This is a genomic window from Streptomyces lydicamycinicus (genome assembly GCF_000829715.2).
GTDB lineage: Bacteria > Actinomycetota > Actinomycetes > Streptomycetales > Streptomycetaceae > Streptomyces > Streptomyces lydicamycinicus.
The window spans coordinates 447,802-468,522 of sequence record NZ_BBNO01000003.1; the positions used below are offsets into that span (position 1 = coordinate 447,802).

A 20,721-nucleotide genomic window follows, 5' to 3' on the forward strand; every position below is an offset into this window, starting at 1 on the left:
GGAGTCGGACAAACGGTGCGCCGCCGGGGCCTGCTGCCGCTCCGCCGGGTTCGCCGTGTGGTGCCGCCCACGGGGACCGGGCTGCCGGGTCCGGGCGCCCGCCTCAGCCGATGAACGTGGTCAGCTTCTGCATCAGCCTGCTGAGCGGATGCCTCCTTTTGGCGGGGGGAGCGGGGGCGGCGGTGGTGTCCGGCGGTTCGACCGGCGGGGGTGCCGGGCTGTTCGAGCGCTGTGCCGGAGGCTGGTCCGTGGGGGGCTTCGCGGGCTTCGTTCGGGTGCGTGCGGCCTCGGCGCGGACGAGCGCGCCAAGAGCGGCAAAGACGTCGAGGGGCATGCCGGATCTCCTGCGGTGGTGGTCCCGAGAGCTGATGACGGCAGGCCGCAGTCGCCCCGGGCCCCGGTGCGGGGAGGGGTGGACGCATGCGGCCGGGCCCGCTCAGCAGCGCAGGATGGCCACGCGCTTCGGCGATGCGGGGGCGGCGGCGGTGACGACAGCCGTGACGGAGGCGTTCTCCGGCGCGCTGATGGTTTCCTCGACGAGGGAGTCCCCGAGCGCCTTGCCTCCGGCGCCCGTGGGGATCTGATGGCGGAGATGGCAGGCCGAGGCGTCGCACTTACGGCGGACGCCGCTGCCCGGATGTTTCCCGCCGCCCTCGGTGGACGCCAGCACCGGCCCCGCCGGAAGGCAGGGCCGTTCGGCCGGGACGGTCACGGCCGGAGGACCGCTCTGGACACGGCAGCCGGCATCGGTCATCAGGACTTCGGGGCAGCCGGTGCTGAGTGCGGCGTGCAGCAGGGCCAGTAACGCGAGCAACACCAGCACGCGCCCGCCAGTTGCCGCCGAGCGGCCGGTGCTGACGGTGTGGCGCATGCGAATCTCCCAACCCTCTTCCAGGAGGGGATCCCCTGGAAGGTGCGGGGGCACGCCAAATACGCCGCAAGAGGCGACAAAATCACCCGTTCCGGCTATCTGCCCGCAACATGCGCACCGTGCTTCGTACGCATGTCCGCCACGAGCGTGGTGGGTTGCCGGTCGGTACTGTCCGTCAGCGCCGTCGGCCCGTGGAGCCGCTGTCGGGGTCGCCGGTCGCATAGCGGCCGTGGTAATGCGAGAACCGCTCCAGCGCGTCCCCGTCCAAGCTCCACGGCCAGGGGGTCACCACGCCTCCGGTGGCCCGCAGCACGGTCCCGGCCTCGGTCGTCCGGCCGGCCTTGATCAGGGCGTACGCCAGCAGGTTGAGATCGGCCAGGGCCGCCGCGTGGGTCAGGAACCCCGGGCCCGGCCAGTAGTGGGCCGCGTGGTCAAGGGCCTTGGCGGCGTCGGGCCGCCGCCAGATCTCGCCGGCGCCGAGGGCCATCAGACCGCCGCCGAGGACCGCCCGCTGGTGGCTGCTGATGAGCGCGGTGAGCTCCAGCCCGGCGGCGGGGGCGTCGGGCGGCATGGCGGCGCGGACGCCGTCGAGCAGATCCAGGACCAGTGCGCTGGAGCCGCACTCGTCCGGCGACAGATAACCCAGCGCCTGTAGATGCGCCTCGCGGTTCCACGGATCGCGGGCCTTGATCTCGCGCCAGATCGCCGACAGCTCCGTGGAAGGACGCTGCTCCAGGCGGAGCGTGGCCAGGTGCAGGATCCACGGGGTGGGATCGGCGGGGAGCATGTCGGCCGCGAGCCGGCAGGTCTCACGGGTCTCGTACAGATCGACGCCGGATCCCTCCTGCCGCGCCTGCATCAGATCCGACCAGGCGTGCAACAGCAGCGCGTTCTGGTCCTGCGGGTTGTGCTGCCGCCAGATGCCGGGCAGCGACCGCCCCGCGGCCCGGGCGAGCACCGCCAGCCGGTGGGCCTTGCGGTCCCAGTCCTGGCCCGCCTCGTTGATCACGTCCGCCATCGAGGCCATCACGGCGGTGTCGAGCGAACCGCGGGACCAGCACGTCTCGACGCGGCGCCGGACCTGTCCCAGTGTGCGGTCGTCGAGCTCGGGGACCAGGCGGGGAAGGCTGCCTTTGCGGCGTCTGAAGACGGGCATGTGTTCGGGGAGCCTTCCGTTGGTGGGTCGTATACGGAGATCAGCAGGAGTGCTGCTGAGAGTGACGCTCAGGCGAGACTACGGGCAGGGGTATGCATAGGCATACCCCTGCCCGTATGGCAGACGGTTCGGTCAGCGGGAGGCGACGGCCTCCTTCTCGGTGGCGCCGCGGCCGAGCCGTTCGCGGACCAGGGAGACCGCGACGACCACGGTGGCGAGCAGCACCGACAGCACGACCTGGATCCGGCCGCCGCCCTCACTGTCGTCGGTGAGCATGTAGACCAGCACGAACGAGATCATCGCGATCGTCGCCCAGGTCAGGTACGGGAAGAGCCACATCCGGACGATCAGCTTGTCGGGGTTCTCGCGGAGGATGATCCCGCGCATCCGCAGCTGCGAGAAGCAGATGACCAGCCAGACGAACAGCGCGACCGCGCCGGACGAGTTCAGCAGGAACTGGAAGACCGTGGTCGGCCACAGGTAGTTGAAGCCGACCGCGATGAAGCCGAAGAGGACGGAGGCGAGGATCGCGGCCTGCGGGACGCCCCGCGTGTTCGTCCGGGCGAAGGCCTTGGGGGCGTCGCCGCGCTGGCCGAGGGAGAAGGCCATCCGGGACGCGGTGTAGAGGCCGGAGTTGAGGCAGGAGAGCACCGCGGTCAGCACGATGACGTTCATGATCTGGCCGGCGTGCGGGATGCCTATGGAGTCGAGGGCCGCGACGTACGAGCCCTTCTTGGCGATCGACGGGTCGTTCCACGGCAGCAGGGAGACGACCACGAGGATCGAGCCGAGGTAGAAGATGCCGACCCGCCAGATGACGCTCTTGGTGGCCTTGGTGACCGCGCGCTGCGGGTCCTCGGACTCACCGGCGGCGAGGGTGACGATCTCGCTGCCCATGAAGGAGAAGACGACCATCAGCACACCGGTGAGGATCGCGCTGGGGCCGTTCGGCAGGAAGCCGCCATGGGAGGTGAGGTTGGCGAAGCCGGTCGCCGCGTTGTCGGAGCCGGGCAGCACACCGAAGATCGCCAGACCGCCGAGGACGATGAAGGCCGCGATGGCGACGACCTTGATGCCCGCGAACCAGAACTCGAACTCACCGAACGAGGAGACCGAGGCGAGGTTGGTGGCGGTGAGCACGACCATCACGATCAGCGCCCAGGCCCACTGCGGGACGGCCGGGACCCAGCTGGTGAGGATGGCGGCACCGGCGGTCGCCTCCACGGCGAGCACCACGACCCAGAAGAACCAGTACAGCCAGCCGATCGAGAATCCGGCCCAGCGGCCGAGCGCCCGGTCCGCGTAGGCGGAGAACGAACCGGAGGTCGGGTTGGCGGCCGCCATCTCACCGAGCATCCGCATCACGAACACGACCAGCGCGCCGACCAGGGCGTACGACAGCAGGATGCCGGGGCCGGCCGCGGTGATGCCGGAGGCGGATCCCACGAAGAGGCCGGCGCCGATGACCCCACCCACGGCGATCATGGACAAATGGCGGTTCTTGAGGCCCGACTGAAGACCTGACTGCTGCGGAGACTGCCCGTGCCCCGGCGGAGCGGGCGGAGCGGCCACGGGGCTGGGGGGAGGTGTAGTCATCTTCGACATCCATTGAGGGTTGGAGGGGTCATGCACGTGGTGACTGCTGGGATCGCCTCGGTAGGTGGACGCACGAAAGGGCCGGGTGCTGGTGATGGCGATCGTGGCCCTGACGATGTGCGAAGGAGCGGCGAGTGGCCGTGGCCTTCGGATGCCTGCGCGGGTGGGGGAGCGCTTCTTTGCGCCGCCGCGCTGATGCCCGACCTCCTCGTGAGAGGTGAGCCGCATCACGTCCGGATTGGGATTTGCGTAAGCGTATGTGGCGGTGCGCGGCGGCGTATTTGTGAGACCGGACAAATTCGTCCCCGATGGCTGTCCGTTCGGCTAATGCGGAGGGCCGGAACGGAGGGCTCGCACCCGGGGCGCACGAGGAGACGCGGGTGCGCCGGCGACGCGCCACGCCCGTCCCGGCGGGCATCGGGACGGGGCTGGTGCGGGCGGACAACGCCGTCGGCGAAGCCTTGGCCGACGGAACAGATGCCCCGGACCACCCGCGCTCTAGCGTGAGTTCGGCCCTGGGGCCTGGTGACCGGCCCCGCCGCCGGCCGACGAGCAAGGGGACTCCATGGCCACCCTTCCCTCCGCCCGACAGACCCGGACCGCTCCCGCGACCGCGCCCGCACCCAGACCACCAGGGGTGGGCGACCGCCGCGCGTCGGAGGACGGAATGCCATGTGAACGGCGCGGTGAACCTCCGGAGCCGCACCAGGCGCAACTGGTAGATGAAACCGTAGAAATGGTGGCAAATCAGACAGAAGGGGATGCCGGGATCCTCGTGATCGGCGCAACGACGCTGGCGCGCCGGGTCTGTGCCTCTCTGGGGGAGAGCGGGCATCCGGTCGACCACCTCGCCGCGCCGGACGACCAAGACCTCCGCCGCGCCCTCGCCACACCGCCGGCCGCCCTCGCGGTCCTGGTGGGCGACGATCTGTCCGCGCTCCGCTACGCCCTCGCCGTACGCCATGTCTGCGACTCCGTCCGGATCGTCGTCACCGTCTTCGACCGCACCGTGGCGCAGCAGCTCCGGCTGCTGCTGCACGACTGTGTGCCGGTCTCGCCCGCCGACCTCCTGGCGCCGACGCTGGCCGGACTGTGCGTCGACCCCGACGCGCTGGCCGTGTGGGACGACGGGCAGGGGGCGGTCGCGGTCCGCCCGCGGGAGGACCGGCTGGTGGAGACGGCGTGGCGGCCGAGCCCGGCCGCCCGGCGGCGGGCGCTGCTGGGACGGCTGCGGGGGCAGCTTCAGCCCCATGACGCGGACGCCCGCCTGCTGCTCATCGGACTGCTGGGCATCGTGGCCGTCTTGGTCCTGGACTGGATCTGGCTGGTGGGTGTCTTCCACAAGCCGGTCAGCACCGCGTTCCTGGAGGCCGCCCGGGTGGTGGCGGGCGTGGGTCCGGCCGCTCCGCACGCCGGCCATCCCGGGTACGAGGTGGTGTCCGGCGTGGCGATGCTGGTGACCGTGGGATTCACCGCGCTGCTGACCGCGGGCATCGTCGACCGGCTTTTCGGCCCACGGCTGGTCGGAGTGCTCGGGCCGCGGGTGCTGCCGCGTGCCGGGCACGTCATCGTGGTGGGGCTGGGCCAGGTCGGCCTGCGGCTGTGCCAGACCCTGCGGCAACTGGGGGTCCCGGTCGTCGGGGTCGAGCGTGAGCCCGCCGCCCCGAACCTGCGCCTCGCGCGGTCGATGGGGATACCCGTGGTGCTGGCGCACGGGGAGGACCGTGCGGTGCTGGCGCGGCTGGGCCTGGGGCGGGCCCGTGCGCTGGCCGCCGTCGGCTCCCATGAGCTGGACAACATCGCCGTGGCGGTCGCCGCCCACGGCGTGGCACCCGACATCCGGGTGGTGCTGCGGGCCGGCGAGGACGAGGCGACCGCCGAGACCCGCGCGCTGCTTCCCCTCGGGCTGACCCGCGACATCATCAGGACGAGCGCGGCCTTCGTGACCGCCCAGCTGACCACTGAACGGGCCGGCGCGGCGCCGCGCCGCGTGGTGGCCGGCACCGACTGCGACTATGTCGAGCTGCCCGGACGCGGACTCGTCGGCTGGCCCGTCCCGGCCGGGGACGACTGCGGCCATGTGCCCGGCGGGGGCGAGCGCGACGGCGTGCGGAGCGCTCTCGGGGCGGGGTGAGCGCGGCGCCCCGGGGTGCTCCGGGGCGCCTGGAGGTGTCCGCCCGCGAGCCCGCCTCAGTCCTCCTCGTAGGCCCCGCCCGCGTCGGACGACAGGCTCTGCTCGGTCCAGATGATCTTGCCGGTCGGGGTGTAGCGGGTGCCCCACCGCCGGGTGAGCTGCGCGACGATGAACAGTCCGCGGCCGCCCTCGTCGGTGGTCCGGGCGTGGCGCAGGCGCGGCGACGTACTGCTGGCGTCGGAGACCTCGCAGATCAGCACGTCCTGCCGGATCAGGCGCAGGGTGATCGGCGCGGTGGCATGGCGGATGGCGTTGGTGACCAGTTCGCTGACGATCAGCTCGGTGGTGAACAGCAGAGCGTCCATGCCCCACTCGGTCAGCTGCCGGTCGGCGAGGCCACGGGCGGTGCCGACGACGGCCGGATCGCAGGTCAGCTCCCAGGAGGCGACCTGTTGCGCGTCCAGGGCGTGGGTCCGGGCGAGGAGCAGCGCGGCGTCGTCGGACGGCGGGCCGGTCAGCAGGGACTTGATCACATTCCCGCCGAGCTCCTTCAGCGTCTCCCCGGGCACCGCGAGGGCATCGCTCAGCCGGGACAGCCCGACCTCGATGTCCCGGTCGCGGGTCTCGATCAGCCCGTTGGTGTAGAGCGCGATCAGGCTGCCCTCGGCCGGCTCCAGCTCGACGGCTTCAAAGGGCAGCGATCCGAGGCCGAGCGGCGGCCCGGCGGGCAGGTCCGGGCAGTCCACGGCGCCGTCCGGGCCGACGATCAGGGGCGGCAGATGCCCGGCCCGCGCCATGCTGCACCGCCTGCTGACCGGGTCGTAGACGGCGTACAGACAGGTGGCGCCCATGAACGTCGAGGCCACGCTCGGGTTCCCGGCGTCCGCCGCCGGGTCGGCACGGTGCGTCTTGACCAGGCCGATGACCAGGTCGTCCAGACGGGCCAGCAGTTCATCGGGCGGCAGATCCAGATTCGCCAGTGTGCGGACGGCGGTACGCAGCCGCCCCATGGTGGCCGCGGCGTTGATGCCGTGGCCCACGACATCCCCGACGACCAGGGCGACCCGCGCCCCGGACAGCGGAATCACATCGAACCAGTCGCCGCCGACCCCGCTCGGCGCGTCCGCCGGGAAGTACCACGACGCCACCTCCAGCGCGGACCCGCCGGTCAGCTCGTGCGGCAGGAGGTTCTGCTGCATCACCCGGGCCGCGGCCCGCTCGCGGGTGAAGCGGCGCGCGTTGTCGACACACACCGCGGCCCGTGCGACCAGTTCCTCGGCCAGCTGCACATCGTCCGGCGCGAAGGGCCCCAGACGCCGGGAACGGAAGAAGGTCGCCGCGCCCAGCGTGATCCCACGGGCCTGCACCGGTGCCACCATCACCGAACGGAACCCGAATTCGCGGATGACGGCGGCCCGCACCGGGTCCTCGGTGACCCAGGCGCTGGTGGTGAGGTCCAGGACCGGCTCCACCAGGGACGCGCCCTTGAGCAGACAGCGCGCGATCGGTGACGAGGGGGACCGCTGGACGGCTTCGCCCACGGCCGGACCGGCCTCCGGACAGCCTTCGTGGACCGACTGCTGACCGCAGCGGCGCAGGGTGGGCGTGCTGTCGACCGGCCCGGGCACCGGCTCCTCGCCCCGGAGAACCGAATCCAGCAGATCGACGGCGACGAAGTCGGCGAGCGCCGGCACCGCCACATCCGCCAGTTCCTGTGCGGTCCGGGTGACATCGAGCGTGCTGCCGATCCGGACGCTGGCGTCGTTCAGCAGGGCCAGACGCTCCTGCGCCCGCCAGCGCTCGGTGACATCGATGACCATGTACCAGAGGCCGATCCGCCGGCCCCGGGGGTCCGCCAGCCCGAAGAAGGACGCCGAGTAGGCACGCTCCTGGTGGGGGTCCGCGTAGGTGGGGCTGCGGAACTCATAGTCCATCACCGGCGACCCGGTCCGCAGGACCCGCTGCATCCGCTCCGCGAACGCCGCGGCCTCCAGCCTCGGCAGGACCTCGTGCACCCGCTTCCCGAGCCGCTGGTCCAGGGGGATCAGGCGCTCCAGCACGTCGTTCACCCAGACGTACCGCAGATCGGTGTCGAGCACCGCCATGCCGACCGGCGCGTGCGCCAGGAACGGTTCGAGCATCAGCTGGTTCACCCCGCCGCCCGGCACCCGCCACTCCTCCATGGCGAGGACGGACCACCGCTCGGGCCCCGCGCCGTCGAGCACGGGCGTGACCTGCACCGCCAGCTGCACCTCCCGCCCGTCCCGGTGCCGCGCCGCGACCGAGCCGCCCCAGCCGTCCCCCGCACGGCACCACCGCGCCACTGCGGCCACCCGCACCTCGTCGCCCGGTATCGCCAGCAGCTCCGTGGCGGGGTGGTGCAGGATCTCCGCGGCCGGATAACCGAGCAGCCGCTCCGCCGCCCGGGTCCAGGCCACGACCCGGCCGTGGCCGTCCAGTTCGGCGGTGGCCGCCTTCGCGATATCGCACGCGCGGTCCGAGCCACCCGTCAGGGCATTCTCCGCACTCATCATCGCCAGCCCGTCAGCTGAATGGAGCAATATCGCCCAGTTTAGGAGAACCGCTGATGATCGGCGGTGCGGAGGATTCGAGGGCCCGGGCACCGGACCCCGCGGCTCTGCCGGGCCCGGGCATTGGACCCCGCGGCGCTGCTGCCCGACCGGCGTTCCCGCTCGGACCGGCGCGCCACCGGTGTCTGCCCGCCCGCTTCAGCCGGCGGGCGGCAGCCGCAGCTGGAGCATGGCCAGCAGCCGCTGATCCGGGCGGCTGAGGTCGAGACCGGTCAGATCCTCGGCCCGGCGGATCCGGTAGCGCAGCGTGTTGGGGTGCACATGCAGCTCGGTGGCGGCGGCCCGTACGTCGCCGAAGGCGTTCAGATAGGCGAGCACGGTCTCGGCCAACTGCCCCTGGTTGCGGCTGTCGTGGGTGACCAGGGCGGTCAGCCGGGGGTCGCGCATCTCGGGGTGCGCCGACAGCAGCGCCAGCACCTCGCTGACGAGTACCTCCGCCTGGATGTCCGGCAGCGCGGCGACCGTGGTGGCGACCCCGACGCTCAGCATGGCGTCCAGGATCCGGTCCGCCTCCCGGCGCGACTCGGGAACGTCCCCGAGTCCCGGCACGATGCAGCCGACGGAGCCGCGCAGCGACAGGCCCAGGTGGCGCCCGGTGGCGTCGGTGATCTCCTGGCCCCAGCCGCGCAGTGTGCCGGTGTCGATGCTGCGCGGCAGTTGCGGCAGCAGCACATAGATCCGCGCGTCGACCTGGGTGACCACGGCGCTGCTGTGCCGGGCGGCGGTGTGCACCGAGATCAGGTTGCTGACCTCGCCACGGGTCAGCTCCGGCGGGGTCGCCTCGGCCGTCCCGTACGAGAAGCCCAGGACGGCGGCCGGGCGGGCCGCGTCCAGGGCCAGATGGCTCGCCAGCGGCTGCGGCCCGGTGCTGCCCTCCAGCAGTCCGGCCGCCAGCGTGCGGGTCAGCGTCAGATCGGCGGAGAGCTCCCGGCGGCGGCGCACCAGATGCAGTGCGGCGACCCGGGCCGCGCCCAGCAGCGCCTGGTCCGCGCGCTCGGTCAGCGGTGTGGAGCCCTCCTGCACCCAGATGACGCCCAGCTGCCGTTCCCCGGACCGGATGGCCACCGCGAGCCGCCGGCGGATGCCCAGCTCGGGGTGGGCATCGATGTTGATCACTTCGTCGGAGGTGCGCAGCCGCTGGAAGACGCCCCACTCGCGCAGCCTCGACAGATACGCCTCCGGGCCGTGCCACCCCAGGATGGACCGGCGCCGCAGGTCATCGACCTCGTCGTCGTCGGCGGAGCGGGAGTAGGCCAGCACACGGTTGGCGGTGTCCTCGATGCTGACGATGCCGCCGGTGAGGATGGCGGTGGTCTGCGCGAGCGCGAACAGATCGCCTTCCTCGGCCCCCTCGCCGGGGCGCCCCTGCGGCGCACTCTCCAGGGCCGCGCGGGCCAGCGCGTCCACCTGCTCCCAGCGCGCTTCGCTCCGTACGGACAGCAGCGCGATGCCCGCCTCGACGGCGGTCGCACTGAGCGCCGCGGCCTGCCCGGGAGCGTCCAGCTTGACCGCCACGGCAGCGGCTCCGTCGCGTCCGCCGGCCCGCAGTGCGGGGAACGCCGCGCGGCCCCGGGCCCCTATGGCGAGGATCAGCTCGCCGGGGTGGGCCATCGGGGGGTCCTCGGGGTCGAGCAGTGCGACGCTGCGGATCTCGACGTCCAGCCCGTCGGGCGCGGCCTGGAGTTCCACCAGGGGCTCGCCCAGCGACATCAGCAACTGGCGCAGGCTGATGCCCGTACGGGGTGGCGGTGCCGCGGCAGCTGGATCCATGATCGGCGCCTCTGGAGGGTTCGGGTGGCCGGGGCTCATAGGACTGCCGGCCCTCTCGCAGGACTTCCGATCAGGTGCTGTCACGTACTCGACCGGCCCACGAGGGAGCCATCACCGCAGGTATGAGCCACGCCAACAGTACTGATGCTATCCGCCGGGACGATCGTGGCCCTGGAGCAGACGAGGCACCGGAGATCCCCCAGGGGGTGTCTCCCCTAGGCCGACGGTGGCGACAGTTGCTTCCCCGCCGCCTGCTTCCCGGCAGGGGGCGCCGCCGCACCGGTCCGGTTCTCCGTTCTGAACGCCCAGGTCATCTTCGGCTCCATCACGCAGCGGAAGACCCGCTGCACGGGTGGTGTGCACAGCAGTGTCACGACCGCTCCGGCGAGGAAGGTGACGGCGATGGCGCCCCACGGGGTGCGGACCCAGCCGACGTCGTACCAGTCCCACCAGCGGGAGGCCTTGGCGAGGAAGCCGTGCAGCAGATAGCCGTAGAGCGTGCCGGCGCCCAGCGCGGTGCACCACATCCGGCGGCCCGGCACCCAGGCCAGGAAGCACGCCGTCAGCACCAGCGAACAGCCGAACATGGCGAGCTGCATCAGCGCACCGATCCACCACGGAGCGCCCAGGTTCTCGGCGCTGTCGGTGTGGTAGAACCAGGCGTCGTTCATCCGGGGCACGGCCCAGTACGCGAAGACCAGGGCCACCGCCAGGACGGGTACCGCGGCGATCCGCACCGGCCAGCGGCGCACCAGGCTGAAGTGCTCCGCCTTCAGGCACATGCCGAGCACGAAGAACGGCAGGAATTGCAGCACCCGCTGGAGGTCCAGTTCGGTGCCGACGTCCGGGGACGCGGAAGCCGCGATGGCGATCACGAGGGCCAGAGGCACCGGCCAGCGCACGATCCGCCACAACGGAGCGGTGAGTCGCCAGATGAACAGGGCCGCCAGGAACCAGGTGAGGAACCACGGATCCAGCAGGCTGACCGTGAAACTCGGGATGTCACCGGCCCAGTAGCGGAAGAGCGCGAAGGCCGTCTGGAAGACGACGAACGGGACGGCGACTCCGGTGACCAGTCGCTGGAGCCGGTCGCGGCGCAGGTCGAAACTGCGCGAGAAATAGCCGGAGATGACGGTGAAGGCCGGCATGTGGAAGGCGTAGACGAAGAGATACAGCGACGCCGCGCTCCGGCTGCCGTGGTAGTACGGCTCCCAGGCGTGGCCGAGCGCCACCAGGACGATGGCCAGGTATTTGGCGTTGTCGAAGAACGCGTCGCGCTGTTTGGCAGGGGCGGGCGGCTTGGCAGGGGCGGGCGGCGCCGGTTCGCCCGAGGCGCCGGCGGATGGGGGCGCCGGGGTGGTGGGCGGTTCGGCGGGGGCGGCAAGCCCGGTGCCCCGCTGGTCGGAGGGCCGGGGAGCGGGGATCACGACACGGCCTCCCAGCAGTCCGTCGGCCGCCGTGGCTCTCTTGCCGTGCTGGTGGGGGCGATGGCCATGGCGATCACGGTGAGCGGCATACCGGCTCCTCGGGTGGACTGCGGGACGGGGAGGCCTGCGGGTGTGCCCTTCCTCCCCCTGGTCGTCTACAGTGCTGTAGACCGTCGGTGAACTTTAGACGCCGGACGCATGGGGCGCACCCGGACCCGGCACCGGAGAGACGGCGACACGGCCCAATGCCCGGCCGTCCGCGCCCTGTTCACCATTGGCCACGGCTGTTTCATCCGTATCGGATCCCGGTGGCCCGCCGCCACTCGATGCCGCAGTCGTGATCCTTCTCTCCCCGTTCCTGCCCGCCGTACGGACCCTCACCGTCCTGTCGCGGCGGCGCCCGCGGAGCGTCACGCTTCGGCCGGACCGCGAGCGCGCCAGTACAGTCACCACACCGACCCGTGTGCCGCGGCGCCCCCACGCCCACCGATCACCCTTCACCCGGAATGGATCCCATGAGCGCGATCAGCATCGGCCAAGCCGTCGTCCTCGGAGCCGTCGAGGGGGTGACGGAATTCCTTCCGGTCTCCTCCACCGGCCACCTCAAGATCGCCGAAGGGCTGATGGGTATCCCCGTCGGCGACAAGACCGTCGTCGCGTTCTCCGCGGTCATCCAGGTCGGCGCGATCGCCGCGGCACTCGCCTACTTCTTCAAGGACATCGTGCGCATCATGGGCGCCTGGTTCCGCGGACTGCGCAATCGTGAGGAGCGGTACCACCACGACTACAAGTTCGCCTGGTGGGTGATCTACGCCACCCTCCCGATCGTCGCCGTCGGGCTGGCCGCCAAGCCGCTGATCGAAGGCCCGCTCGCCTCCCTCTGGGTGGTGGCCGGGTCGCTGATCATCGGCAGCGGGGTGATGTGGGCGGCGGACCGGATGGGCCGCCACAAGCGCGGTGAGGACGACACCTCGCTCAAGGACGCCATGTTGGTCGGCTGCTCACAGATCCTCGCGCTCCTCTTCCCCGGCTTCTCCCGCTCCGGCGCGACCATGTCCACCGCCCTGATGCTCGACCTGGAGCGGGTCGCGGCCACCCGGCTGTCCTTCTTTCTCGGCATCCCGGCCCTCACCGGTGCCGGGATCTACGAGCTGAAGGACGCCATCGGCACCGGCGCGGCCGTCGCCCCGCTGGCCATCGGCACCGTCGTCTCCTTCGGCGTCGCCTACGCCTCGATCGCCTGGCTGCTGAAGTTCGTGGCCAAGCACTCCTTCAACTCCTTTGTCCTCTACCGGATCCTCGTCGGGGCGCTGCTCTTCGGGCTGCTGGGCGCGGGCGTCCTCAGCTGACGGTCGCCGGGGCCGGCCGTGGCTCTCGGCCGCACGGAGGCCCGGCGCGGCCGCCGCGCCGGGCCGTGATGCCGGGTTGCTGATGGTATGGGTGCAGGAGAGCGCCCCGCCCGCGGCGGGCCGCAGTGCCCTGGAGGTGGCCTTGTCGAACCGGGATGGCGCGGAGACGGACCCGGACGCCGAGCACGCCGGCGTCCTGGCCCGTCTGCACACGGCGGAAGAGGCCGCCGAGCGGATCGGCACGACCCTGGACGAGCAGACCACCTGTGCCGAGCTGGCCCGCTTCCTGTGCCGGCACCTCTGCGACGCCGCGGCCGTGGACCTGCTCACCGACCAGGGCACCGGCGCCCGGTCCCCGTCCCCGGGGGCGCTCACCCGCGTCGCGACCGCCGGCCTGGTCAAGGTGCTGGAGGCGCGGTTCCCGGACGAGGGGCGGGCCGAGGACGCGCCCTCGGCGCGGGCGCTGGACGGGGAGCACCCGGTCACCGCGGCGGCGGTCCTGCCGGGTGGCCGTGCCGTCCAGGCCGTAGTTGCGCCGCTCCTGGCGTACGGCCATCGCTACGGTGTGCTGCTCGCCCTGCGCGCGGGCGGCGGCTTCTCCGCGCAGGAGACCGCCACCGTGCACCACCTGGCGCGCCTCACCGCCACCCGGCTCGCCCACGCCCGTCGCCATGCCGCCGTCCAGCGCACCGCGATGGACCTTCAGCGGGCGCTCCTCGCGGAGCCGGGCCGGCCGCACCCCAACCTGGAGCTGGCCACCCGCTATCTGCCGTCCGGCAGCAGCGCCCTGGTCGGCGGGGACTGGTTCGAGACGGTACGGCTCCACTACGGGCGCACCCTGCTCGTCATGGGGGACGTCATGGGGCACGGGCTCGACGCGGCGGTCGATATGAACGCCTACCGCTCCCACCTCCGTTATGTCGCCTCGACCGATCTGCCGCCCCATCGGGTACTGCGGCAACTCGACGCCGCCGTGGCCGAGGAGGAGTCCCGCCGGCCGGCGACCTGCCTGCTGGCCAGGGTCGATCCGGCGCGCGGTATCGCCGCGTTCGCCAGCGCGGGCCACCTCCCCCCGGCGGTCATCGGTCCCGAGGGCGCCGCCGGTCTGGTCGACGTCCCCGTCGGCCCGCCCCTGGGCACCGGCGTAGGCGGCTACGAACTCGTCACCCGTGCCCTCACCCCCGCGGAAACCCTGCTGATGTTCACCGACGGGCTCATCGAGCGCCGCGGCGAGGACATCGACGCCTCGCTGTCCCGGCTGGCGAGGATGCGACTGCCCGCCGGGGCCGGCGTGGAGCAGATGCTCGACGAGGTCCTGCTCCGCCTCGACGGACTGCACGCCGAGGACGATGTCGCCGTCCTCGCCGCCCGGATCCGCCACCATCCGGGCGCGGAGGCGGCCGGGCCGGTGGAGAGTTGACGCCGACAGGGCCCTAGGGGGTGTCCCGGCCCGGCGGTTCAGGATCGGGGCCGGATCGGACACCCCTGAGGTCCGCACAGCGAAGAATCCGGAAGTCGGCTGAACGACCCCGCCACGCGGTGCGTATCTCAGGGTGAGCCGAGGGATTTTCCCCGATTCCCGGCTCGGCCCTGGTTTTGCCTGTGAACCCGGGCCGCGCGGTCGCTCCGCCTCTGCTACCCCCTGGCAGAGGCGGAGCGACCGCCCTCCCCGTAGACGCGGGCCGATCCGGCCTCGATGATGGGGCGTCAGCCGCACCGAACCCCGCCTCAGGGGCAAGTGTCCAGGTCAGCGGCGCACTCGATACGCTTTTTCGGCCGTCGGCCACGCTCTTCTCAGGCCGGCCCATGCCGACTTCTTACGGGGGTTTCCATATGTTCGGAATCGTCAGGCCGTGCACCCATCGCCTGTCCCAAGGGCTCAAAGCGGAGTGGATGGCCCATCTGTGCGGCCTCTGTCTCGCGCTGCGCGGCGATCACGGGCAGTTCGCCCGGGTCGTCACGAACTACGACGGGCTGATCGTCTCGGTGCTGACGGATGCTCAGTCGGGCCCTGCGAAGGCCGGCCGCCGCACCGCCGGACCCTGCCCCCTGCGGGGGATGCGGACCGCGTCGGTGGCGAAGGGGGAGGGTGCGCGGCTGGCGGCCTCGGTGTCCCTCGTGCTCGCCTCGGCGAAGATACGTGACCATGTCGCCGACCGGAACGGCCTGTTGCGCCGCCGGCCGGTGGCCGCCGCCGCGCGCAAGGTCGCCGCGGGCTGGGACCGGGCCGGGGCGCGCACCGGCGCCGCCCTCGGCTTCGACACCGCGGTGCTGGTCGACGCGGTCGACCGGCAGGTGGGCATCGAGGAACTGGCCGGTCCCGGCACGCCGCTGACGGTCATCACCGAACCGACCGAGACGGCGACCGCCGCGGCCTTCGCCCACACCGCCGTGCTGGCGGGCCGGCCGGGCAACGCCGCACCGCTGGCCGAGGCCGGCCGGTTCTTCGGCCGGCTGGCCCATCTCCTCGACGCCGTGGAGGACCGCAGCACGGACGCCGCCGAGGGCGCCTGGAACCCGCTCACCGCCACCGGCGCCACCACGGCGCAGGCCCGTCGGCTGTGCGATGACGCGCTGCACGGCATCCGTCTCGCCCTGCGCGAGGTGGAGTTCACCGACTCCACCCTGGTGCATGTGCTCTTGGTGCACGAGCTGCGCCGGTCGGTGGACCGGGCCTTCGGCACCGCCGCCTGCTCCCATCAGGGACACGGCACGCCGAACCCGTACGGCGGCCAGGGCGGCAACCCGTACGGGAACGGACCCGGTCAGCCCGCCCCGTACGGTCAGCCCCCGCAGTACGGTCAGGCGCCGGCCGGTGGCCCGTACGCCCAGGGCGGGCAGTATCTCAACGGGCCGCAGAACCCTTACCACGGTGGCCAGATGCCCCCGGGCGGCCTGGGCGGCGGCGACGGCGGCGGCTCGGGCGGTGGCGGCGGTGGGATGCCGCAGTTCCCGCAGCAGCCGAAGAAGCCCCGGGGCTTCTTCGCCGGCTGCGCGGTCGCCATCGGGCTGTGCTGCACCTGTCAGCTCTGCTGTGCCGAGGAGTTCGAGGGGCCGTGGTCGCGCAAGAAGCGCGAGGGGTGCTGCCAGAACTGCGACTGCAGCGGCTGCGGGTGCGAGTGCCTCGGCTGCTGTGAATGCCTCAGCTGCTGCAACTGCTGAGCGCTGACGGGGCCCTACCGGACGCGGCCGCCGAGCGCTGACGGTGCCTCACCCGCCGCGGACGGCTCCCCGCATCCGGAGAGAACCGGTGCGGGGCGGCCACGGCACCGTGCCCCGGCCGCCCCGTCCGGTCAGGCGCCCGGCGGCAGGTGGGACGGGCGGCCGGAGCCCCGGGTGAAGCGGTAGCCGGCGATACCGGCGAGGGCCGCGAGCACCCCGCCCACCGCGGTCCAGATCCAGCGGTCGGACCACCAGCCCGAGGACCAGCCGCCGTCCGGCTCACCGAGGGCCGCGGAGGTCCCGGGAGCGCTGCTCTCCTCGGCCTGTGGTGTCGCGGTGGCGACGCCGGGCACCAGGGGCGCGGCGAGGCTGCCGTCCACCGCATGGGCACCGCCCGTGTCGGCCGTGGTGGCGTCGATCTCGGCGCGTACCGGCAGACCGAGGTCGTCCTTCCGCAGGTCGACGACCGTCAGCCGGACGTAGTAGCTGCCCGGCAGCGGATCGTTCGCCCACGGTTCCGCCCAGGCGCGGACCGTGCGCAGGGTGCAGGACAGTTCGACGGAACCGGCGTCCGGTGCCGCCTTCCTGGTCTGCGCGCCGTACGTACACGCCTGGCGGCGGCGCAGCCCGTCGTAGACATCGAGCTGCCAGGTGGCGGCGCCGTGCCGGGCGGCCTGCGGGAGCGTCACCTTGGCCTTCACGGTGGCGCGCTGTCCCGCGTCCACGGGCAGCACCCAGTAGAGGTAGTCGCCGGTGGAGGCGCTGGCCGTGGCCCGCTGGTCCGGCTTGATGGCGGTCGCGGTACGGAAGGAGGTGCCGGCCTCGGTCGGAGCGGCCGCCTCCGCATCGGCGTCGGCGCTCGCGCTGGGGGAGGGGCTGTCGGCGACGGCGGTTCCCGCCAGGCCGAAGAGCCCCGCGCTCGCCACCACGGCCGTCATCAGGGTGCGTAGGGTGCGCATCAGTTGGTCCTCCAGACGGTGACACGCCAACGGGAGATCCAGCCCCACAGCAGACCGGCCGCCAGGCCCGTGAGCACCAGGGCGATCAGGTACCACCAGCCGTGGCCGAGGCCGAAGAAGGCCGCGTCGGAGGCATCGTCGGGACCGTCCACCAGATCGACGGTCAGCTCGACCGGCAGACCCGGGTCGGTCTTGACCGAGGCGGGCGCCGAGAAGGAGTTGCTCACCTGGAGACAGACGGTCTCCGTCGCCGGCTCCGCATCGTCCGAGGACGCGAGCGGTGCCTTGGGATAGCGCAGCCCGGAAGAGATCACATCCGTACGGCCGTCGCCGGCCTCCGCACCGCGGACGATCTCCCGGCCGTGCACGGTCGAGGCGCGCAGCAGGACCCCGTAGTCGTTGTTGACCGCGCGGTCGGCGGCGATGCTCACCGAAGCCCGCAGTTCCTGGCCGGGCCGGACCGCCACCCGGTACCAGCGGTGCTCGGCGAACTTCTCACGGTCGCTGTAGAGACCGGCCTTGAGCTCCGGGGCGCCGGCACACTGCTGGGCACCCTCGGTCGGCTTCGGTGTGGCGACGGGGCGGGCGGCGCGGTCCACCAACTGGTGTACGCGGTCCCGGAGTTCCTTGGTGTGCTGTACCGAGGTGTAGGTACCGCCGGTCGCCTCCGCGATGCAGCTCAGCTGGTTGCGGGTCTTGGCGTCCGGCAGTAGTCCGAGGGTGTCGACGGTGAGGTGGATGCCCTTGGCCGCGATGTCCCGTGCCACCTGGCAGGGGTCGAGCGGGGCGCAGGTGTCCTCGCCGTCCGTGATGAGGACGATCCGGCGGGTCGCGTCGCCGCCCTTGAGGTCGTCGGCCGCGCCCAGCAGGGCGGGTCCGATGGGCGTCCAGCCGGTGGGCGCGAGGGTGGCCACCGCGGTCTTCGCCTCGGTCCGGTCGAGCGGTCCGACCGGGTAGAGCTGCCGGGTGTCCTTGCAGCCGACCTTCCGGTCCTCGCCACGGTAGTTGGCGCCGAGGGTACGTATGCCGAGCTGGACATCGTCCGGCACGGCGTCCAGTACCTCGTTGAACGCCTGCTTCGCGGCGGCCATCCGGCTCTGCCCGTCGATGTCCCGGGCCCGCATCGAGCCGCTGACATCGAGCGTCAACTCGACCTTGGGGGAAGACTTCGCCGCCGGTTCACCGGCGACGGCAGGTGTGGGGAGCAGCCCGACGGCTATCGCGGCGAGCAGGCCGCACACCCCGGCCGCCAGCCGTTTTCTTGTGATCATTGCCGGATCGTATGGAGAAACGCCCCGCACTCCAAAACGGCCTCAAGGGCAGTGCGCGGAACGGCCGGTGGCCGCCCCGGCCGCCGCGCCGCCGAGCGGTCCCGGACCTCCGCCCGCCCTTCCGCCGCGGCGTCGTCCGGCCGCCGTGCCTTCCCCGCATTTCCAGCAGATCCGGTCGTTGCGGCCGACGGGTGGTCTCCCGTACGGTCAGCACACTGCGTCTCACTGGATGGTGTCGAGTCCCAATTAATGGGACATGCCTTGTTGTTGAGGAGTAAATCATGTCACGGACCGCCCAGGGGCGGGGTCGAGATGCGGATCCCGCTTGTCCGCACGCACGGTGCCCGGCGTCATAGGCGCGTCCGGAGTGCTGCCCCGCACCGAACGCTTCCTCCGCCTCTGCCGAGCGCCCCACCGCACCCGCGACGGGGCGCCGTACCGCCCTGGAGAGCCCATGTATCTGGCCACCCTCATCCATCAGGGGCGCGACCGGCTCGCCGGCCGGCTGGCCCCGCAGGACCCCTGGCGGCTGGCACCGCCCTATATCTCCCTGGCGGAGGTCATCGCCGGCGGCACCCTTCCGTGGTCGTGGGGTCAACTGCCCACCGGGGCCGACCTCGTGCCGGCCCTGCCGTACCGGCCGGGAGCGCTGTACGGAGTCGGGCTGAACTACCGGGACGCCCTCGCGGAGCGGGGCCGGGAACGCCCCGCCGAGCCCTGCCTCTTCCCCAAGCTCTCCTCCAGCGTCATCGGCAGCGGCGAGGCGGTCGTCATCGACCCGGATCTCACCCAACGCGTCGACTGGGAAACGGAGTTGGCGGTCATCATCGGCACCGAGGCCCGGCAGGTGTCCGAGGCGGACGCGCTGCGGTACGTCTTCGGCTACACCGTCGCCAACGACATCTCCGCCCGCGATCTGCAGGAGCGCGACGGACAGTGGCTGCGGGGCAAGGGCCTGGACACCTTCTGCCCCTTCGGGCCGGTGCTGGTCACGGCCGACGAGATACCGGACCCGCAGCGGTTGCGGATCCGTACCCGGGTCAACGGCGAGACGGTGCAGGACGGTTCGACGGCCGACATGGTCTTCGGCGTCCCGGCGCTGATCGCCTACCTCAGCCGGTTCTTCACGCTACGGCCCGGTGATGTGGTGCTGACCGGAACCCCGGCGGGCAGCGGCGACTACATGCGGCCGCCGCGTGCCCTGCGGCCGGGCGATCTGCTGGAGTCGGAGGTGGAGGGAATCGGGCGGCTGACCAACCCGGTGCGGAGCACCGTGCCCGATGGTGCCGGGGAGTGCGTCGCCGTGCCCTAGGCGGTCTCCTTCACACCTGGCGGGACTCCGCGGACGTGCCCTGGGCCGCGGGGGGCAAGTAGCCCAGCGCCGAGGAGAGTTCCCGGCACACCTGCGCCACCACCGGGCCGTAGGTCGGCACCAGTGGCGCCATACGTTCGGCCACGCCGGCCACGCTGATGCAGGCGACCGGCATCCCGGTGTGGTCGTAGACGGCGGCGCCGCAGCAGCAGCTCGACTCGTCGAAGTCCCGCAGGTCCTGGGACCAGCCGCGCTCCCGGGTGCGCTCGACCTCGGCATGCAGGTCCGAGACGGTGGCCGCGGACACCGGGGACATCGGGTCGCGGACCAGCTCGATCAGGGTGTCCTCCAGCTTCTGCTGTGGCAGCGCGGCCAGATAGGCGCGGCCCAGCGAGCTGGAGTGCAGGGGACGGGAGGTGCCCAGCTCGGCGGTCACCACGGCCGGCCGGGTGCCGCGCTCGCGGTGGACGAACACCATGGTCAGGCCGTTGGGCACGCCGAGGCTGACGGTCTCCTGGGTGAGCTCGGCGAGCTTGCGCAGCGCGGGCGCCGCGGTATCGCGCAGATTGGTCGAGGACACCGCCGCGGACGCCAGCCGGACCGCCGTCGGCCCCAACTGCCACTGCCCCGCGGCCGGGGTGTGGGTCAGCCAGCCCTGCTCCTCCAGGCGGTCGACGAGACGGTACGCCGTGCTCCGGGTCAGCCCCAGCGCCTGGGCGATCTCCGGAGTCGAGACACCGCGGTTCCCCGCCACATGGGTCAGGATCGCCAGCCCCCGGTCCAGCGCGCCCGCGGCCCGCTCCCCCGGCCCCCCGCCGCCGGAGTTCCGGCCGGTGCCCGGCGCCACTGACTCGCTCATCGTCGCCCTCGGCCCTTCCGGTAACACGCTTCGGATCCGACTGGTCGAGTGACACTACCGACCCAATTCCGGCGCTGCCACTGGGACTTGCCGGTGCCGTGAAGCCGTCGCCGCGCCCCGGATCCCCGCAATGAACGAGATCATGTCCTAATGAATGGGAATCCCGCAAGGTGTGACAGCGGGGCCGAGGGGCCGGGGCCGCCGGATCAGGTCGCGCGCCGGCCACCAGGCGGGGGAGCGGACCGCGCGGCGCCCGCTCCGTCG

15 protein-coding genes are annotated in these 20,721 nt (G+C 72.4%); 5 read left to right on the plus strand and 10 right to left on the minus strand.

The genetic code is table 11. The features are described 5' to 3' along the window. Positions 1–103: 103 nt before the first annotated feature. From TU31_RS10875 to TU31_RS10890, 4 genes are all read right to left on the minus strand, one after another. Positions 104–334 (minus strand): hypothetical protein, encoded by a 231-nt coding sequence (locus tag TU31_RS10875; protein ID WP_042152746.1) that lies wholly within the window; start codon positions 332–334, stop codon positions 104–106. Between the two features lie 102 nt (positions 335–436). Next, positions 437–871: a hypothetical protein gene (locus TU31_RS10880; RefSeq protein ID WP_042152747.1), complete on the minus strand. Its 435-nt coding sequence runs from the start codon at positions 869–871 to the stop codon at positions 437–439. Positions 872–1,046: 175 nt separating this feature from the next. After that, the gene (locus tag TU31_RS10885; RefSeq protein ID WP_042152749.1) at positions 1,047–2,027 is read right to left on the minus strand and encodes a hypothetical protein; all 981 of its coding nucleotides are present in this window, start codon (positions 2,025–2,027) and stop codon (positions 1,047–1,049) included. Positions 2,028–2,159: 132 nt separating this feature from the next. Continuing rightward, the gene (locus TU31_RS10890) at positions 2,160–3,623 is read right to left on the minus strand and encodes an amino acid permease (protein ID WP_042152752.1); all 1,464 of its coding nucleotides are present in this window, start codon (positions 3,621–3,623) and stop codon (positions 2,160–2,162) included. A 736-nt stretch (positions 3,624–4,359) separates the two neighbouring features. Between TU31_RS10890 and TU31_RS10895 the strand changes: the two genes are divergently transcribed. After that, on the plus strand, positions 4,360–5,757 hold the full coding sequence (locus tag TU31_RS10895; RefSeq protein WP_042152753.1) for an NAD-binding protein: 1,398 nt from the start codon (positions 4,360–4,362) through the stop codon (positions 5,755–5,757). A gap of 56 nt (positions 5,758–5,813) precedes the next feature. On the opposite strand, the gene TU31_RS10900 is transcribed toward TU31_RS10895, so the two are convergent. From TU31_RS10900 to TU31_RS10910, 3 genes are all read right to left on the minus strand, one after another. After that, a complete protein-coding gene (locus TU31_RS10900; RefSeq protein WP_042152755.1) occupies positions 5,814–8,291 on the minus strand; it encodes a SpoIIE family protein phosphatase in 2,478 nt (825 codons plus the stop codon). Positions 8,292–8,486: 195 nt separating this feature from the next. Next, positions 8,487–10,118, minus strand: a complete 1,632-nt coding sequence (locus tag TU31_RS10905) for a helix-turn-helix domain-containing protein (RefSeq protein WP_042152757.1) — start codon at positions 10,116–10,118, stop codon at positions 8,487–8,489. 215 nt (positions 10,119–10,333) lie between these two features. Next, entirely contained in the window at positions 10,334–11,545 is a 1,212-nt protein-coding gene (locus tag TU31_RS10910; RefSeq protein ID WP_042152760.1) for an acyltransferase family protein, read from the minus strand. Positions 11,546–12,060: 515 nt separating this feature from the next. Here TU31_RS10910 and TU31_RS10915 point away from each other — a divergent pair. The 3 genes from TU31_RS10915 to TU31_RS10925 all read left to right on the plus strand — a co-directional run bounded on the left by TU31_RS10915 (position 12,061) and on the right by TU31_RS10925 (position 16,056). After that, positions 12,061–12,894 carry an undecaprenyl-diphosphate phosphatase gene (locus TU31_RS10915; RefSeq protein ID WP_042152763.1) on the plus strand — a complete coding sequence of 278 codons (834 nt, stop codon included), beginning with the start codon at positions 12,061–12,063 and terminating at the stop codon, positions 12,892–12,894. 142 nt (positions 12,895–13,036) lie between these two features. Then, complete coding sequence (locus TU31_RS10920) at positions 13,037–14,314, plus strand: PP2C family protein-serine/threonine phosphatase (RefSeq protein WP_245698492.1); 1,278 nt, start codon at positions 13,037–13,039, stop codon at positions 14,312–14,314. Between the two features lie 413 nt (positions 14,315–14,727). Then, a complete protein-coding gene (locus TU31_RS10925) occupies positions 14,728–16,056 on the plus strand; it encodes a DUF5685 family protein (RefSeq protein WP_042152766.1) in 1,329 nt (442 codons plus the stop codon). 131 nt (positions 16,057–16,187) lie between these two features. Here the strand turns inward: TU31_RS10925 and TU31_RS10930 are convergent, their stop codons facing one another. Next, complete coding sequence (locus TU31_RS10930; RefSeq protein ID WP_042152768.1) at positions 16,188–17,015, minus strand: hypothetical protein; 828 nt, start codon at positions 17,013–17,015, stop codon at positions 16,188–16,190. Beyond that, entirely contained in the window at positions 17,015–18,286 is a 1,272-nt protein-coding gene (locus tag TU31_RS10935; RefSeq protein WP_042152771.1) for a VWA domain-containing protein, read from the minus strand. Before TU31_RS10935 ends, TU31_RS10930 begins: the two co-directional genes overlap by 1 nt. Positions 18,287–18,611: 325 nt before the next feature. Here TU31_RS10935 and TU31_RS10940 point away from each other — a divergent pair, with 325 nt between their 5' ends. Beyond that, positions 18,612–19,598, plus strand: coding sequence for a fumarylacetoacetate hydrolase family protein (locus TU31_RS10940; protein ID WP_245698493.1), 987 nt, complete (start codon positions 18,612–18,614; stop codon positions 19,596–19,598). A gap of 10 nt (positions 19,599–19,608) precedes the next feature. On the opposite strand, the gene TU31_RS10945 is transcribed toward TU31_RS10940, so the two are convergent. Continuing rightward, positions 19,609–20,457: an IclR family transcriptional regulator gene (locus TU31_RS10945; RefSeq protein WP_052718883.1), complete on the minus strand. Its 849-nt coding sequence runs from the start codon at positions 20,455–20,457 to the stop codon at positions 19,609–19,611. Positions 20,458–20,721: the final 264 nt, after the last annotated feature.

Excerpts from the sequence above, each read along its gene's own strand:
- TU31_RS10875 (WP_042152746.1), bottom strand. The coding sequence starts at position 334 with ATGCCCCTCGACGTCTTTGCCGCTCTTGGCGCGCTCGTCCGCGCCGAG.
- TU31_RS10880 (WP_042152747.1), bottom strand. The coding sequence starts at position 871 with ATGCGCCACACCGTCAGCACCGGCCGCTCGGCGGCAACTGGCGGGCGC.
- TU31_RS10885 (WP_042152749.1), bottom strand. The coding sequence starts at position 2,027 with ATGCCCGTCTTCAGACGCCGCAAAGGCAGCCTTCCCCGCCTGGTCCCC.
- TU31_RS10890 (WP_042152752.1), bottom strand. The coding sequence starts at position 3,623 with ATGACTACACCTCCCCCCAGCCCCGTGGCCGCTCCGCCCGCTCCGCCG.
- TU31_RS10895 (WP_042152753.1), top strand. The coding sequence starts at position 4,360 with ATGGTGGCAAATCAGACAGAAGGGGATGCCGGGATCCTCGTGATCGGC.
- TU31_RS10900 (WP_042152755.1), bottom strand. The coding sequence starts at position 8,291 with ATGATGAGTGCGGAGAATGCCCTGACGGGTGGCTCGGACCGCGCGTGC.
- TU31_RS10905 (WP_042152757.1), bottom strand. The coding sequence starts at position 10,118 with ATGGATCCAGCTGCCGCGGCACCGCCACCCCGTACGGGCATCAGCCTG.
- TU31_RS10915 (WP_042152763.1), top strand. The coding sequence starts at position 12,061 with ATGAGCGCGATCAGCATCGGCCAAGCCGTCGTCCTCGGAGCCGTCGAG.
- TU31_RS10925 (WP_042152766.1), top strand. The coding sequence starts at position 14,728 with ATGTTCGGAATCGTCAGGCCGTGCACCCATCGCCTGTCCCAAGGGCTC.
- TU31_RS10930 (WP_042152768.1), bottom strand. The coding sequence starts at position 17,015 with ATGCGCACCCTACGCACCCTGATGACGGCCGTGGTGGCGAGCGCGGGG.
- TU31_RS10935 (WP_042152771.1), bottom strand. The coding sequence starts at position 18,286 with ATGATCACAAGAAAACGGCTGGCGGCCGGGGTGTGCGGCCTGCTCGCC.
- TU31_RS10945 (WP_052718883.1), bottom strand. The coding sequence starts at position 20,457 with ATGAGCGAGTCAGTGGCGCCGGGCACCGGCCGGAACTCCGGCGGCGGG.